The sequence below is a fragment of the Cellulomonas uda genome (assembly GCF_006538705.1).
Lineage (GTDB): Bacteria > Actinomycetota > Actinomycetes > Actinomycetales > Cellulomonadaceae > Cellulomonas > Cellulomonas uda.
In genome coordinates this window covers 77,327-92,183 of record NZ_BJLP01000003.1, presented here as the reverse complement: position 1 = coordinate 92,183, position 14,857 = coordinate 77,327, and the positions used below count along the sequence as shown (strand labels likewise).

General features: G+C 74.6%; 15 protein-coding genes and 1 pseudogene. 7 read left to right on the top strand and 9 right to left on the bottom strand.

Annotation, left to right across the window (positions count from 1 at the left end):
* Positions 1-427, top strand: a pseudogene (locus CUD01_RS16380) (hypothetical protein); the annotation flags it as partial.
* Here the strand turns inward: CUD01_RS16380 and CUD01_RS01780 are convergent.
* Positions 408-1,616 carry an amidohydrolase gene (locus CUD01_RS01780; RefSeq protein ID WP_244937612.1) on the bottom strand — a complete coding sequence of 403 codons (1,209 nt, stop codon included), beginning with the start codon at positions 1,614-1,616 and terminating at the stop codon, positions 408-410. The pseudogene CUD01_RS16380 and the gene CUD01_RS01780 overlap by 20 nt on opposite strands.
* Before the next feature lie 177 nt (positions 1,617-1,793).
* Positions 1,794-2,927 (bottom strand): mannose-1-phosphate guanylyltransferase, encoded by a 1,134-nt coding sequence (locus tag CUD01_RS01775; protein ID WP_141318195.1) that lies wholly within the window; start codon positions 2,925-2,927, stop codon positions 1,794-1,796.
* Between the two features lie 265 nt (positions 2,928-3,192).
* On the opposite strand from CUD01_RS01775, the gene sdhC reads away from it, so the two are divergent.
* The 6 genes from sdhC to CUD01_RS01745 all read left to right on the top strand — a co-directional run bounded on the left by sdhC (position 3,193) and on the right by CUD01_RS01745 (position 8,278).
* Positions 3,193-3,612: a succinate dehydrogenase, cytochrome b556 subunit gene (gene sdhC, locus CUD01_RS01770; protein ID WP_141318193.1), complete on the top strand. Its 420-nt coding sequence runs from the start codon at positions 3,193-3,195 to the stop codon at positions 3,610-3,612.
* Positions 3,612-4,070, top strand: a complete 459-nt coding sequence (gene sdhD, locus CUD01_RS01765) for a succinate dehydrogenase, hydrophobic membrane anchor protein (RefSeq protein ID WP_094179367.1) — start codon at positions 3,612-3,614, stop codon at positions 4,068-4,070. The genes sdhC and sdhD overlap by 1 nt, the downstream gene beginning before the upstream one ends.
* 25 nt (positions 4,071-4,095) lie before the next feature.
* Positions 4,096-5,925, top strand: a complete 1,830-nt coding sequence (sdhA, locus tag CUD01_RS01760; protein ID WP_141318191.1) for a succinate dehydrogenase flavoprotein subunit — start codon at positions 4,096-4,098, stop codon at positions 5,923-5,925.
* Positions 5,925-6,686 (top strand): succinate dehydrogenase iron-sulfur subunit, encoded by a 762-nt coding sequence (locus CUD01_RS01755; RefSeq protein ID WP_094179365.1) that lies wholly within the window; start codon positions 5,925-5,927, stop codon positions 6,684-6,686. Before sdhA ends, CUD01_RS01755 begins: the two co-directional genes overlap by 1 nt.
* A 63-nt stretch (positions 6,687-6,749) precedes the next feature.
* A complete protein-coding gene (locus CUD01_RS01750) occupies positions 6,750-7,517 on the top strand; it encodes a phosphotransferase (protein ID WP_244937610.1) in 768 nt (255 codons plus the stop codon).
* A gap of 35 nt (positions 7,518-7,552) precedes the next feature.
* Positions 7,553-8,278 carry a HEAT repeat domain-containing protein gene (locus tag CUD01_RS01745; RefSeq protein WP_244937609.1) on the top strand — a complete coding sequence of 242 codons (726 nt, stop codon included), beginning with the start codon at positions 7,553-7,555 and terminating at the stop codon, positions 8,276-8,278.
* 17 nt (positions 8,279-8,295) lie between these two features.
* Here the strand turns inward: CUD01_RS01745 and CUD01_RS01740 are convergent, their stop codons facing one another.
* The 7 genes from CUD01_RS01740 to sigE all read right to left on the bottom strand — a co-directional run bounded on the left by CUD01_RS01740 (position 8,296) and on the right by sigE (position 14,714).
* Entirely contained in the window at positions 8,296-9,300 is a 1,005-nt protein-coding gene (locus CUD01_RS01740) for a YihY/virulence factor BrkB family protein (protein ID WP_141318189.1), read from the bottom strand.
* A gap of 128 nt (positions 9,301-9,428) precedes the next feature.
* The gene (locus tag CUD01_RS01735) at positions 9,429-10,004 is read right to left on the bottom strand and encodes a 2'-5' RNA ligase family protein (protein WP_094179363.1); all 576 of its coding nucleotides are present in this window, start codon (positions 10,002-10,004) and stop codon (positions 9,429-9,431) included.
* Entirely contained in the window at positions 10,001-11,020 is a 1,020-nt protein-coding gene (trpS, locus tag CUD01_RS01730; protein ID WP_141318187.1) for a tryptophan--tRNA ligase, read from the bottom strand. The genes CUD01_RS01735 and trpS overlap by 4 nt, the downstream gene beginning before the upstream one ends.
* Before the next feature lie 99 nt (positions 11,021-11,119).
* On the bottom strand, positions 11,120-11,470 hold the full coding sequence (locus CUD01_RS01725; protein WP_094179361.1) for a twin-arginine translocase TatA/TatE family subunit: 351 nt from the start codon (positions 11,468-11,470) through the stop codon (positions 11,120-11,122).
* A 54-nt stretch (positions 11,471-11,524) separates the two neighbouring features.
* A complete protein-coding gene (locus CUD01_RS01720) occupies positions 11,525-13,132 on the bottom strand; it encodes a S1C family serine protease (RefSeq protein ID WP_141318185.1) in 1,608 nt (535 codons plus the stop codon).
* Positions 13,129-14,073, bottom strand: coding sequence for an anti-sigma factor family protein (locus CUD01_RS01715; protein ID WP_141318183.1), 945 nt, complete (start codon positions 14,071-14,073; stop codon positions 13,129-13,131). The genes CUD01_RS01720 and CUD01_RS01715 overlap by 4 nt, the downstream gene beginning before the upstream one ends.
* Positions 14,070-14,714 carry an RNA polymerase sigma factor SigE gene (gene sigE, locus CUD01_RS01710; protein WP_141318181.1) on the bottom strand — a complete coding sequence of 215 codons (645 nt, stop codon included), beginning with the start codon at positions 14,712-14,714 and terminating at the stop codon, positions 14,070-14,072. The genes CUD01_RS01715 and sigE overlap by 4 nt, the downstream gene beginning before the upstream one ends.
* Positions 14,715-14,857: the final 143 nt, after the last annotated feature.

The window sequence follows — 14,857 nt, the reverse complement described above, 5'->3', positions numbered from 1 at the left end:
GGCCGTCGCCGCCACGGCGGGGCTCTGCGGCTGCGCCGCAAGCACCGCCCCGCCCCCGACGACCCCCGCCGGACCCGACGCCTCGGGCACCCCGGCCGCGCCCGAGGCACCCGTCGCGCCGTTCGCGACCGTGGTCGCCGGCGAGACCCGGCTCGCCGTCCCCGACGACGAGCGGCTCGTCGCGACGCTCGGCGGCCAGGACGCGACCGTGGCGCTCGCCGCGGGCGACTTCACGCTCTACGGGCTGTGCGACGGTCCCGAGCCGGTCACGCTCACGTTCGAGGCCGAGTCCGAGCCGTTCTGGGTGGTGCCCTGCGACGGCCTTCCGTCACGGCTGCGGGGGTCGATCCCCGCCGGCACCACCGCGCACGTCGCCGGTCAGGCGCAGGCCGACTGGCAGGTGCTCGTCACGACGCCCGCGGGCTGACCCGCGCAGGGTTCGACCCGGCGATCACCGCGGCCCGCGCGAGCAGGAGCGCGCCGGCCTCGACCGCGCGCTCGTCGACCACCAGGTCGCCCTGGTGGATGTCGTACGTGCGGCCGCCCGGCGTGCGGGTGCCGAGCCGCGCCATCGCGCCCGGCACCTTCGTCAGGTACCAGGCGAAGTCCTCGCCCCCGAGCGACTGCTCGGTCAGGTTCACCGAGTCCGGCCCGAGCGCGTCGCGCGCGGCCGCCTCGAGGACGCCCGTCGCACGCTCGTCGTTCTCGACCGGCGGCACGCCGCGCTGATGACGGATCTCCACCTCGACGTCGTACGGCGCGACGACCTGCTCGACGGCGTCGTGGAACACCTGAGACGCGGTCTCCCACGCCCGCACGTCCAGGCAGCGCAGGGTCCCGCGGACCGAGCCCGCGCCGGGGATCACGTTGTGCGCGGTGCCCGCCTGGACCGCGCCCCAGGTGAGGTTCACGCCCGAGCGCGGGTCGAGGCGCCGGCCGAGGATCGCGGGCACCTGTGTGACGACCTGCGCCATGGCGTACACGAGGTCACCCGTGAGATGCGGGCGCGACGTGTGCCCGCCCGCACCGGAGAACACGACCGTGACCTCGTCGCTCGCGGACGTGATGGGACCGATGCGGGTACCCACCTGGCCGACGTCGACCTTCGGGTCGCAGTGCACCGCGAAGATCTGCGAGACGCCGTCGAGCGCACCCGCCGCGATCACGTCGAGCGAACCGCCCGGCTGCACCTCCTCGGCGGGCTGGAACACCAGGCGCACCCCGGTCGCGAGCTCGCCCGCGGCCGCGAGCTCCGCGAGCGCGAGCCCTGCGCCGAGCACGGCGGCCGTGTGCACGTCGTGGCCGCACGCGTGCGCGACCGACCGGTGCGTCGAGTGCCACGGCAGCCCGCACTCGTCCGCGACGGGCAGCGCGTCGAGGTCGGCGCGCAGCGCGACGCGGCCGCGGCCCGTCTCGGCGTGCGAGGGGCCGATGTCGCAGACCAGCCCGCTGCCGGGCAGCACGTGCGGGTGCAGGCCCGCGAGGCGCAGGCGCTCCGCGACGACGCGCGTCGTGCGCTCCTCGGTGCGGGCGAGCTCGGGGTGCGCGTGCAGGTCGCGGCGGATCTCGACGAGCTCGTCACGCAGCGAGCCCACCAGCCGGGCGAGCCGCAGCACCGGGGCGGTCGTCGGCGCGGGGCGCAGCGAGTCGAGCGGCGGGACGGCGAGCGACGACGAGGTGGACACGTGGCGAGGTTATCTCCGTGCGCCCCGGCGCCGCCCGGCCGTCCGCGGTCGGGCGTGGTCGGGCGGGGTCGTGCGTGGCCGTGCGTGGCCGTGCGTGGTCAGGCTCGCTCAGAGCAGGTCCTCGCGGCCGGCCGCGCGCCAGCCGTCGACGGCCTGCTTGACCTGCTGGGCGTGCGCGCGGGTCGTCACCAGCAGCGCGTCGGGGGTGTCGACGACGACCGCGTCGGCCAGGCCGACGACCGCGACCGTGCGGCCCGCCCCCGGCACGACGAACGCGTCGTCGGACCCCACACGCAGCACCGCGGCGTCGTCGCCGAGGGTCGGGGCGGGCAGCAGGTCCGCGAGCGACGCGAAGTCGCCGACGTCGTCCCAGCCGAAGTCACCGGGCACGACGGCCACGCCGCCCGCGGCGGCGACCGGCTCGGCGATCGCGTGGTCGATCGCGATCTTGGTCAGGCCGGGCCACACCCGCTCCAGCACCGCGTCGCGCGCGGCGGTGTCCCACGCGGCACCGATCTCGCGCAGCCCCGCCGCGAGCGCCGGCAGCTGCTGCGCCAGGTGGTCGAGCAGCACCGCGGCGCGCACGACGAACATGCCCGCGTTCCACCGGTAGTCGCCGGTGGCCAGGTACGCGGCGGCGGTCTGCGCGTCGGGCTTCTCGGTGAAGCCCGCGACGTGCCGCGCGGTCGGCGCGCCCGCGACGCCGAGGTCGTCGGCCGAGCGGATGTAGCCGAACGCGGTCGACGGACCGGTCGCGGTGATGCCGATCGTCACGACGAAGCCCTCGCGTGCCGCCGCGACGGCCTCGCGCACCGTCCGCTCGAACTCGTCGGTGCCGTCGATCACGTGGTCCGCGGCGAACGAGCCGATCACGACGTCGTCGCCGTGCCGCTCGAGCAGCACGGCGGCGGCGAGCCCGATCGCGGCCATCGAGTCGCGCGGTGACGGCTCGACGAGCAGCCGCCCGCGCTCGTCGTCGGCACCGAGCGTGGGGACCTGCTCCGCGACCGCCCGCGCGTGCCGCACGCCGGTCACGACGACGACCCCGCGGTCGCCCGTGAGCGGCGTGAGGCGGTCGACCGTCGACTGCAGGAGCGTGCGGCCCGAGCCGGTGAGGTCGAGCAGGAACTTCGGGTGGCCGGCCCGGGACAGCGGCCACAGCCGCGTGCCGGCGCCGCCCGCGGGGACGACGGCGTGGAAGCCGGGGACGCGACCGGACGTCGGTGCGGCGGAGTCGGGCATGCGCGACAGGTTAGCCCGCCGGCGCGGCGCGCCACGGGCGGGGGCCGAGCGTGGGACGAGACGTGCGGGAGGGGGTCGCACGACGCGTGGGAGCACCGTGCACGAACCGCGCGACCGGGGCCGGGCGTCCCAGTCTGTGGACTTTCTCACAGGCAGGACCTTGGGCCCAGCCCCGTGCGATCGGGGGTGGAGGGGTCTATACAGTGAGGGACACACCCCCGGGACGAGGCCGTCCCGACCCCTGACTCGCCAGGAGGCACTCCCCGTGTCCGCTGCGCCCACCGCGCCCGCCTCGCCCCCGGCGAGGAAGAAGGCGCCCGTCGGCACCCTGTACCGCGGGCGTGAAGGAATGTGGTCGTGGGTCGCGCACCGCGTGACCGGAGTCGCGATCTTCTTCTTCCTTCTCGTCCACGTGCTCGACACCTCGCTCGTGCGTGTCTCGCCCGAGGCGTACAACGAGGTCATCGGCACGTACAAGAACCCGGTCATGGGCCTCGGCGAGGCCGGCCTGGTCGCCGCGATCGTGTTCCACGCGTTCAACGGCATCCGGCTCATCCTCGTGGACTTCTGGGCCAAGGGCCCCAAGTACCAGCGGGTCATGCTCTGGGTCGTCATCGGCCTGTTCGTCGTGACGATGGCGGGCTTCCTGCCGCGTCACCTCATGCACGTCTTCGGGGGTGAGTGATGACGACGATCGCCGACCCCAAGGCCCCCCGCCCGCCGCGCGCCCGTCCGTCGCGCCTGACCACGCGCGGCAACACCGAGCTCTACGGCTGGGTGTTCATGCGCGCCTCCGGCGCGCTGCTGATCGTGCTGATCTTCGGCCACCTGTTCATGAACCTGGTGTCCGGCGAGGGCATCAAGTCGATCGACTTCGGGTTCGTCGCCGGCAAGTGGGCGTCGCCGCTGTGGCAGGTCTGGGACCTGCTGATGCTGTGGCTCGCGATGATCCACGGCACCAACGGCATGCGCACGATCGTGAACGACTACGCGTCCAAGGACTCCACCCGCCTGGTGCTCAAGGGCCTCCTGTACTTCGCGTTCGTCATCGTCGTCGTCCTCGGCACGCTCGTGATCTTCACGTTCGACCCGTGCCCGACCGACGCGCCGCTGGACCTGCTGCCCTCGTTCTGCACCGCCTGACGTCCCGAAGGAAGCCCTGACCCTCATGCAGACCCACCAGTACGACGTCGTCATCGTCGGCGCAGGCGGCGCCGGGATGCGCGCCGCCCTCGAGTCCTCGACGCGCGTGCGCACCGCCGTGATCTCGAAGCTCTACCCCACGCGTTCGCACACCGGCGCGGCGCAGGGCGGCATGTGCGCCGCGCTGGCCAACGTCGAGGAGGACAACTGGGAGTGGCACACGTTCGACACCGTCAAGGGCGGTGACTATCTGGTCGACCAGGACGCCGCCGAGGTCATGGCCAAGGAGGCCATCGACGCGGTGCTCGACCTCGAGAAGATGGGCCTGCCGTTCAACCGGACGCCCGAGGGCCGGATCGACCAGCGCCGGTTCGGCGGCCACACGCGCAACCACGGCGAGGCCGCCGTGCGCCGCGCCTGCTACGCCGCGGACCGCACCGGCCACATGATCCTGCAGACGCTGTACCAGCAGTGCGTGAAGAACGACGTCGAGTTCTTCAACGAGTTCTACGTCCTCGACCTGCTCGTCGACCACGACCTCGCGGCGGGCCACGTGCCCGACGGCGAGGAGGTCAACGTGTCGGGCGTCGTCGCGTACGAGCTCGCGACGGGCGAGATCCACGTGTTCCAGGCCAAGGCCGTCGTGTTCGCCACGGGCGGCGCGGGCAAGATCTTCAAGACGACCTCGAACGCGCACACGCTCACGGGCGACGGCATGGCGCTCGCGTACCGCCGCGGCATCCCGCTCGAGGACATGGAGTTCTTCCAGTTCCACCCGACGGGCCTCGCGGGCCTGGGCATCCTGCTGTCCGAGGCCGCGCGCGGCGAGGGCGGCATCCTGCGCAACGCGGACGGCGAGCGGTTCATGGAGCGCTACGCCCCGACGATCAAGGACCTCGCGCCGCGCGACATCGTCGCCCGCTCGATGGCCAACGAGGTGCGCGAGGGCCGCGGCGCGGGCCCGAACAAGGACTACGTCCTGCTCGACCTCACGCACCTCGAGCCCGCGCACATCGACGCCAAGCTCCCGGACATCACGGAGTTCGCGCGCACGTACCTGGGCATCGAGCCGTACACCGAGCCCGTGCCCGTGTACCCGACCGCGCACTACGCGATGGGTGGCATCCCCACGAACATCGAGGGCGAGGTGCTGCGCAACGAGCGCGACGTGATCAAGGGCCTGTACGCGGCCGGCGAGGTCGCGTGCGTGTCCGTGCACGGGTCGAACCGCCTGGGCACCAACTCGCTGCTCGACATCAACGTGTTCGGCAAGCGCGCCGGACGTTCGGCCGCCGCGTACGCGGCGACCGCCTCGTTCGTCGAGATCCCGGCGGACCCGGCGGTGGTCGTCGAGTCCGAGCTCGAGACGATCCGCACGCGCCCGGACGGCGAGCGCGTCGCGGACATCCGCCGCGCGCTGCAGGAGACGATGGACGCGAACGCGCAGGTGTTCCGCACCGAGGAGTCGCTCACGCAGGCGCTCACCGACATCAAGGCGCTGCGCAAGCGGTTCCAGGCGGTGTCCGTGCAGGACAAGTCGCGCACGTTCAACACCGACCTGCTCGAGGCCGTCGAGCTCGGCTTCCTCCTGGACATCTCCGAGACGGTCGTCGTCGGCGCGCTGAACCGCAAGGAGTCGCGCGGCGGCCACTTCCGCGAGGACTACCCGGACCGCGACGACGCGGGCTTCATGCGGCACACGATGGCCTACCGTCGCCCGGCCGACGCCCCCGTGACCGACGGCGACGCGGAGGGCTCGTTCCACCACGTCGAGCCGTTCGACGACTACCAGCTGGTGCTCGGCTCCAAGTCCGTCACCGTGACCCGCTACCAGCCGATGGAGCGTAAGTACTGATGACTGCCACCCTCGAGGACGCCCCCGCCAAGGCCGGTGCCGTGCCGTCGTTCACGGTCACCCTGCGCGTGCTGCGTCACCTGCCCGCCGAGGACGGCCCCGCGGTCACGCGGTTCGACGACTTCGAGCTCGAGGTGCACGGCACCGACCGCGTGCTCGACGCGCTGCACAAGATCAAGTGGGAGCTCGACGGCTCGCTGACGTTCCGCCGCTCGTGCGCGCACGGCATCTGCGGCTCGGACGCGATGCGCATCAACGGCCGTAACCGGCTGGCGTGCAAGACGCTGCTCAAGGACCTCGACCCGAGCAAGCCGATCACGGTGGAGCCGATCAAGGGCCTGCCGGTCGTCAAGGACCTCGTGGTCGACATGGAGCCGTTCTTCGCCTCCTACCGCGAGATCATGCCGTTCCTCATCACCACCGGGAACGAGCCGACCAAGGAGCGCCTGCAGTCGCCCGCGCAGCGCGAGCGGTTCGACGACACGACCAAGTGCATCCTGTGCGCGGCGTGCACGTCGTCCTGCCCGGTGTTCTGGACCGACGGCCAGTACTTCGGCCCCGCGGCGATCGTCAACGCGCACCGGTTCATCTTCGACAGCCGCGACGACGGTGGCGCGCAGCGCCTCGAGATCCTCAACGACAAGGAGGGCGTGTGGCGTTGCCGCACGACCTTCAACTGCACCGAGGCCTGCCCGCGTGGCATCGAGGTGACCAAGGCGATCCAGGAGGTCAAGCGCGCGATGATCACCCGCGCGTTCTGACCGCGACCAGCTCGACGCCCGCCACCGGGAATCCGGTCGGCGGGCGTCGTCGTCTGTGGTTGGGTGAACACCGTGCTGGACGACGAGGTGGTGCTGCCCGGGGGCAACGTCGGCGGCGCGGTGCGCGTCGGAGCGACGGTGCGCCGCCCGACAGGACCGTGGACCCCCGCGGTGCACGAGCTGCTGGGCTTCCTGGCGGACGAGGGCCTGCGCGGTGTGCCGCGCCCGCACGGGACCGACGAGCGCGGCCGCGAGGTCCTCGACTTCCTGCCGGGCGAGGTGGTGCCGGTGGGTGTCGTCGCGCTCACGGACGCGCAGCTCGCGTCGACCGCCCGCTGGCTGCGCGACTTCCACACGGTCGTCGCGGGCTTCCCGCGCTCGTCGCGCCGCTGGCGGTTCGTCGAGCGGGGGCTGGAGCCGGGCGAGATCGTGTGCCACCACGACGCCGCGATGTACAACCTCGTGTTCGACGGGGACGAGCTCGCGGGCGTCTTCGACTGGGACACCGCCGGCCCCGGCGTCCCGCTCGACGACCTCGCGATGTTCGCGTGGGCGTCACCCCTGCTGTTCCCCGACGACGACGCGGCACGCATGGCGCACGGGCTCGCGGTGATCGCCCAGGGGTACGGCGGGGTGGACCCCGTGGTGCTGCTGCGGCACGTCGAGCGGCGCCTCACGGACTCGTGCGACCGCATCGCGGCGGGGCAGCGCGCGGGTGACGTCGGCATGCTGCGGCTCGGCGAGCGCGGCGAGCCGGCCGCGACGCTCGCGCGGTTGCGCCGGCTGGTGGCCCGCACCGACGAGCTGGTCGCCGCGCTCGGTCGCGCCTGACCGCACGCGGCGCGCCGACGCACCAGGATGGCGGGGTGACAGGAGGGACGCGCGCCGCGTGGCGCCGGGAGCTGACGGACCTGACCGACGACGAGGTCGTCGCGCTGCTCGGGACGCACTCGGGGCTGCCCGGGCCGCGCGCGAACCTCACGCTGCTCGCGGCGTTCGGGGACGTCGCGCGCGAGCCGCTCGTGCGGCGGCTCGCCGGGGACGGGGACGAGTACCTGGCCGCGTGCGGCGCGGCCGCGCTCGGCCGCCTGCTCGCGGACGCGAGCGGACCGCGGCTCGACGAGCTCGTGGACGTCCTGACCGCGCGCGCCGACGACGAGCGCTGGCGCGTGCGGGAGGGCGCCGCGATGGCCGTGCAGCGCCTCGGTGCGGCCGACCCCGCGGCGACGGTCGCGCTCGTGCGCCGGTGGCTCGCGGACCCGCGGCCCCTCGTCGTGCGGGCGGCGGTCGCCGGTGCGTGCGAGCCGGCGCTGCTCGCCGTCCCGGAGCTGCGCGCGCTCGCGCTCGAGGCGTGCGCGCGCGGGACGGACGTGCTGCGCGCCGTGCCCGCCGGTGAGCGGCGCACGCCGGACGTGCGCACGCTGCGCCAGGCGCTGGGCTACTGCTGGAGCGTCGCGGTCGCGGCGGACCCGGAGCGGGGCCTCGCGGCGTTCGCGGCGCTCGAGCGCGACGACGACGCGGACGTGGCCTGGGTGGTGCGCGAGAACCGCGGCAAGCGGCGGCTCGCGGTCCTGCTCGACCCGGACGTGTGAGCGGCGGCCAGGCGGACTCAGGCGGCGGGGGCGGTCGGCTGAGCCGGCCGAGCCGGGGGGTTCGCGGTCCACGCCGCCGCCAGCAGGACGATCCGCGAGATCAGGTTCACCCACACCAGCAGCGTCACGACCAGCGCGAACGACGCGAGCACCGGGTTCCTGGTCGCGCTGCCCGCGACCACCGAGGTGCCCAGGACCCGCACGACACCCATGCCCACACCCGCGATGACGGCGCCGCCGCGCAGGTCGGGCCAGCGCGGTGACTCCCCCGCCAGGACCTTGACGATCAGCACGAACACGGCGGCGTCGACCACGAACGCCACGAGCACGCCGACGACCTGCGCCGCGACGCTCGTCACGCCGCCCCACCCCAGCACCTGCAGCACCCAGGCCACCGCGGACGCCACTGCCGTGGTCAGCACCGCCGAGACGAGGATCGCGACCGCCAGCCCGGCCAGCCCGCCGAGCTCGCGGAGCTTCCCGGCGACCGCGTTGCCGCCGCCCTGCTCGTCGAACATCGCGCGAACGCCCGTGCGCAGCGCGGCCGTCGCCGACAGCGCCGACAGCAGCAGCACGACGAACGCGACCAGGCCGGCGACCGTGAGCCCGGAGCTGAGGCGCAGGGACGCCGGGTCGACCAGACCCTCGGTCGTGCCCGTGCTCAGCAGGCCCGGCACCGCGTCGTTGACCGCGTCGACCACCTGCGCGCGCAGCTCGGCGCTGTCCCCCAGCACCGCCATGAAGACGGTCCAGCCGATCGTCAGCGCCGCGAACACCGAGAACAGCGCGGCGTACGCGATGCCGCCCGTGAGCACGCCCCCGCCCTGCGCGCCGAACCGCGCGTTCGCGCGCGCTGCCCGCGTCCCCTGCCACCACGCCAGCAGCGCCTTCGCCCGGTCGACCAGGCGTGTCACGAGCGAGCGGCGCGCGGGCGCCAGGTCCTCGCCGACCCCCGCGGCCGCGCGCGCGTGCGCCGAGCCGGAGCCCGCTGCCGGTTCCACCACGTCTGGCTGTCGTCCCACCTCACGAGGCTAGGTGGGGCCACGCGGCCCGGCACCTCGAGGCGCGGTCCTCGTCGTCGAGGCCACGGCTGCGAGCGCGTCCGGGCGCGAGGTCGGGAACGGTCAGGTGGTCCGGGACGGCCAGGCGGTCAGGTGCGCGAGACGCGGTCGCCGCGCGGGGCGGCGCGGCCCGTGAGCCGGTACTCCGAGCGCGGCCGCCACACCTCGTCGTCGCCACGCAGGTAGCAGTGGAACCGCGTCACGACGAACGTCGCGTCGTAGTCCGCGAGCAGGTCCATGGCCACGTCCAGCTGCTCGTCGGACAGCTCGTGCGCGACCGTGACGTGCGGGTGGTAGTGGAACCGCAGGTCCTGCGCGAGCGGCCCGGTGCGCACCGCGGTCTCGAGCGCCTCGCACCCCGCGATGCCGTCGGCGACCTGCACGAACGCCACCGGCGAGACGGGCCGGAACGTCGCGGTGCCGCGCAGCCGGACGACGAACGGGGCGTGCGCCGCGGCGACCTGCGCGAGGTGCGCGTCGACCTGGTCGACGTCCTGCGGCTCGAGCGCGGTGGGGCCGAGCAGGGTGATGTGCGGCGGGATGTACGCCGCGACCGGGTCGCCCAGGCGTGCGCGCGCGTCCTGGAGCTGGCTGCCGTACGGCTCGGGGACGGTGATCGCGACCCCGACGATCACCTGGTCGCCGTGGACCTCGGGCAGCTTCACGCGCGCGCCCGCCGCGCGAGCAGGCCGGAGCGCTCGTACACGCGGTCGAGCGTGGGCGCCGCGATCTCGCGCGCCTTCTCGGCGCCCGCCGCGAGCACCGCGTCGAGCGCGGCCGGGTCGTCGAGGTACTCGTGCACGCGCGCCTGGAACGGCGTGACCCACTCGACGACGAGGTCCGCGAGCGCGACCTTGAGGTCGCCGTACCCCTTGCCGTCGAAGTCCGCCTCCAGCTCGGCGATCCCCCGCCCGGACAGCGCCGAGAAGATCGTCAGCAGGTTCGACACCCCGGCCTTGTGCTCCGGGTCGAACCGGATCTCGCGGCCCGCGTCCGTCACTGCGGAGCGGATGCGCTTCGCGATCGTCTTCGGGTTGTCGAGCAGCTCGATGAGGCCGTTGGGCGAGCCCGCCGACTTGCTCATCTTCGCCGTCGGGTCCTGCAGGTCGTAGATCTTGGCCGTCTCCTTGACGATGTGCGGCTCGGGCACGACGAACGTGCCCGCACCGAACCGCGAGTTGAGGCGCTGCGCGAGGTCACGCGTGAGCTCGAGGTGCTGGCGCTGGTCCTCGCCCACGGGCACCTTCGCCGTGTCGTACAGCAGGATGTCCGCGGCCATGAGCACCGGGTAGGTGAACAGCCCGACCGTCGTGCCCTCGGCGCCCTGCTTGGCGGACTTGTCCTTGAACTGCGTCATGCGCGAGGCCTCGCCGAAGCCCGTGTGGCAGGACAGGATCCACGCGAGCTCCGCGTGCTCCGCGACGTGCGACTGCACGAACAGCGTGGAGCGCTCCGGGTCGACGCCCGCCGCGAGGTACTGCGCGGCCGTGCGGCGGGTGCGCTCGCGCAGCACCGCCGGGTCGGGACCGACCGTGAGCGCGTGCAGGTCGACCACGCAGTAGATCGCCTCGTTGCCGTCCTGCAGCGCCACCCACTGCGTCAGCGCACCCAGGTAGTTGCCGAGGTGGAGCGAGTCCGACGTGGGCTGCATGCCGGAGAAGATGCGCGCGGGGTGTGACACTGCGGGTCCGATCTGTGCGGCTCGTCGGCGACGAGCGTGGACGGGTGCGGGCGGGTGCCGGCGGGTGCCGGCGGGGCTGTGGGTCGGCGGCGTCGACGCTCAGGTGGCCTGGTCGTCGAACGGGGGCGGCCCGACGAGCGGGGCCGGGCGGGGCACGGCGGCACCGGCGGCGGGCGCCGCGCCACGACGCGCGGGCGCTGCCGGCTCGTCGAGGAGCGCGTCGCGCACGATGCGTCGCGGGTCGTACTTGCGGGGGTCGAGGGCCTCCCAGTCGACACCGAGGTCGGCGGTCTCCTCGTCGAGCCGGGTGCGCGCCTGCGTGATCCAGTCGCGGCCGCGGCGCACGAGGACGCCGAGCTGCTCGGCGTACGCCGGCAGCCGTTGCGGCCCGATGACGAGGGCCGCGACGACGAGGAGCACGATCAGCTCGCCGCCGTTGATGTCGAACACCGGCTCAGGCTACCCCGGTCGCACCGGCCCACCGACGCGATCGTCGGACCCACGTCACTGCGACTCGTCGAGCTCCACCTGCAGCGTGCGGTCCTCGCCGTCCGACCGCACGGTCAGCTCGACGACCTCGCCGGGCTCGTGCGCGCGGATCGCGACGATGAGCTCGTCGGGGTCCGTGACGGGCCGGCCGTCGATCGCGACGATCACGTCGCCCGGCCGGATGCCCGCATCCTGCGCGGGCCCGCCGGGGCTCACCGGCTCCTGCCCCTGCTGCGCCTCCGACGCGACGCGCACGCCCTCGCCCGAGTACTGCCGATCGAGCAGCACGCCGATGATCGGGTACGTCGCGCGTCCGGTCTCGATGATCTGGGTCGCGGTGCGTCGGGCCTGGTTGGAGCCGATCGCGAACCCGAGCCCGATGCTCCCGCCGGTCTGCGCGGTCTGGCCGGGCGGCTGCGCGATCGCGGAGTTGATGCCGATGACCTCGCCGGCCGCGTTCACCAGCGGCCCTCCGGAGTTGCCCGGGTTGATGGCCGCATCGGTCTGGATCGCGTTGATGAACGCGGTCTCCGCCTCGTCGCCCGCCGAGACCGGCCGGTTGAGCGCCGAGACGATGCCCGTCGTGACGGTTCCCTCGAGCCCGAGCGGCGCGCCGATCGCGACGACCGGGTCTCCCACGCGCACCGCGTCGGAGTCGCCGAGGGCGAGCGGCACGAGGCCGTCGACGTCGACCTTGAGGACCGCGAGGTCGTAGTCAGCCGTGCTCCCGACGAGCTCCGCAGGCGCCTCGCGGCCGTCCGCGAACGTCACGACGAGCGACCCGCCCGCGCCCGTGCCACCCGCGACCACGTGGTTGTTGGTCAGCAGGTAGCCGTCCTGCCGCAGCACGAAGCCCGACCCGGTGGCCGCGCCCGACGAGCCCGACGACTGGATCGAGACGACGCTCGGCAGCACGGCCGCCGCGATCTCGGCGACCGAGCCCTCGACCATGGCCCCGCCCACGGGGTTCCCCGCGGCGTCCGTCGGCCGCGTGACCACCGCGGGCAGCCCGGCGTCGGCGAGGCGGTCGTCGCCGCCGAGCAGCCGCGCACCCGCGACCCCGCCGACGAGGCCCGCACCGAGCGCGAGCGCGACCAGCCCCGCGACCCAGCCGGCCGACAGCCCGCGGCGCGTCCGGCGTCCCCGCTCGTCCGTCGGCGACGGTCCGGGAGCGCCCGGCGGTCCGGGGACCGGGCCGGGCTGCGCAGCGGGCGCACCCGGCCGCGCGTACGGTCCTGCCGCGCCGTACGGCGCGTACCAGGGCGCGGGGCTCGGGGCACCCGCGACGGGGACGGGTGCGGGTGCGGCCTGCGGTCCGGGCGGCGTGAGCCCGTGCGGCTGCGCGCCGACGTGCACCGCCTGCGGGTGCGCGGTGGGCGGCTGCGAGTGGCCGAGCTGCGGGTACGTCCCGGGCGGGCCGTACGGGTTGGCGGGACGTCCGTACGGCTCGGCGAACAGCCCGCCCGCGGGCGACGCGGCAGGCGTGGGCGTGCCGGCCGGTGGCGTCGCGGCGGCCGGCGGTCCCGGGGGTGCGGGTGGCACGGGTGGTCCCACCTCGGGCCGGTCCAGGGCGGGCTCGGGGTGCGCGTCGGCGGGGCGCGCGGGCTCGTCGGGCGTCGTCATGGGCGGCTGATCGCCCCGGCCACGGTCGACCACCCGCGCGAGATCCGCGCGGGCACCCCACCGTCGAACGCCTTCGCGGGGAACGCCTCGACGATCGCGGAGGCGTCGCCGCCGGAGACCACCTGCACGACGGTCGAGTCGCACTGCCACACGACGTGCCACGGCGCGTACGAGAGCACGTACGCCTCGTGCTCGCCGATCGTCACGCGCTCCGCACCGCGCAGCGCGGTCGTGTCGAGCCGCCCCTCCTGCTCGGTCACGACGAGCGTGCCCTGCGGACCGGCGAGGTCGATCTCGAGCACGCGCTCGTCGTCGTCCCACCGCGTGCCCGTCACGCTCCAGCCGACCGGCAGCGTGTCGGGGAACGTCCACCCGCGCGCCCGCAGCGACTGGGCGAGGCCGGGCTCGCCGTCCGGGGTGCCGGCCTCCTGCGCCGCGGCGGCCAGCACGCTCGCGGCCGACGCGCTGCCCAGCAGCCCGAGGTCCTCCCCCGGGTGCCCGACGGGCGCGACCGCGGGCCGGTCACCCAGCACGAACAGCATCGCGGCGATCGCACCGACCCCCGCGAGCGACCCGGCCGCGAGCCGCGAGACCTGCCGCCGCGGCCCGACCTCGCCGCGCAGCGCGCGCGCCCGGCGGCCGTGCAGGTGCGGGACCCCGAGCGCCGGCTGGGCGAACGGGTCCCGCGGAGCGGCCGCGGGCACGGCGGCGGGCGCCGGGACGGACCCCGCGAGCGACATCAGCCGGGCCGTGAGGTCCGGGGCGAGGGGCACGTCGTCGTGCGCCGCGGCGGCCAGCGCACGCCGGGCCAGCCGTGCCGCCGCGAGCTCGTCGGCGCACTGCGGGCAGCCGGCGACGTGCGTGAGCACCCGCTCGGTCGCGACGGCCGAGAGCCGCCCGTCGACGAGCGCGCTGAGCTGGGACCCCACGTGGTACGTCACGGCGCGACCCCGACCTCGTCGGCCACGCGGGACCCGACCGGCGCCGACGCCACCACGGACGTCGAGCTCGACGCGGCGGACGACGAGGGGGCCCGATGCTCGAGCGACTCGCGCAGCCGCGCGCGGGCGCGGTGGATGCGCGAGCGGACCGTGCCGATCTTCACGCCGAGCGTGACCGCGATCTCCTCGTAGGACAGCCCCTCGATGTCGCAGAGCACCACGGCGGCGCGGTACTCGGGCGGCAGGTCGTCGAGCGCGCGCTGCACGTCGTGGTCCAGGTTCCCGTGCTCGAACGCACGCTCGGGCGTCGCGAGGCGGTCCGTGTTCTCGTAGCGCTCGTCGTCGTCGCCCATCGCGTCCATGCGGATGCGCTGCCGGCGGCGCGCCTGGTCGAGGAACAGGTTCGTCGTGATGCGGTGCAGCCAGCCCTCGAACGTGCCGGGCGAGTACGTGTGCAGCGAGCGGAACACGCGCACGAACGTCTCCTGCGTCAGGTCCTCGGCGTCGTGCTGGTTGCCGGTCAGGCGGTACGCGAGCCGGTACACGCGCGCGGAGTGCTCGCGCACGATCTCCTCCCACGACGGCGGCTGCCACGTGGGGGTGCTGGGGGTGGCCTGGTCGCTCGGCACGCGCTCCCTCATCGCTCGGTGGTCGGACCGGTGGTGGCCCGGTCGCCCGCGACGTGTGCCGCGGCCGACCGCCCAGTGTCCCAGGCGCCGCACGGTGCCCGCGACCCGTGGAGGTCCGTGACGTGAGTGCCAACGCCGCACCCGCACGATTCGTT

What these genes read in the sequence shown, in the direction of transcription:
- sdhD (WP_094179367.1), top strand. Translation starts at nt 3,612, where the DNA reads ATGACGACGATCGCCGACCCCAAGGCCCCCCGCCCGCCGCGCGCCCGT.
- CUD01_RS01720 (WP_141318185.1), bottom strand. Translation starts at nt 13,132, where the DNA reads ATGACGACGCCCGACGAGCCCGCGCGCCCCGCCGACGCGCACCCCGAG.
- sigE (WP_141318181.1), bottom strand. Translation starts at nt 14,714, where the DNA reads ATGAGGGAGCGCGTGCCGAGCGACCAGGCCACCCCCAGCACCCCCACG.
- sdhA (WP_141318191.1), top strand. Translation starts at nt 4,096, where the DNA reads ATGCAGACCCACCAGTACGACGTCGTCATCGTCGGCGCAGGCGGCGCC.
- CUD01_RS01775 (WP_141318195.1), bottom strand. Translation starts at nt 2,927, where the DNA reads ATGCCCGACTCCGCCGCACCGACGTCCGGTCGCGTCCCCGGCTTCCAC.
- CUD01_RS01755 (WP_094179365.1), top strand. Translation starts at nt 5,925, where the DNA reads ATGACTGCCACCCTCGAGGACGCCCCCGCCAAGGCCGGTGCCGTGCCG.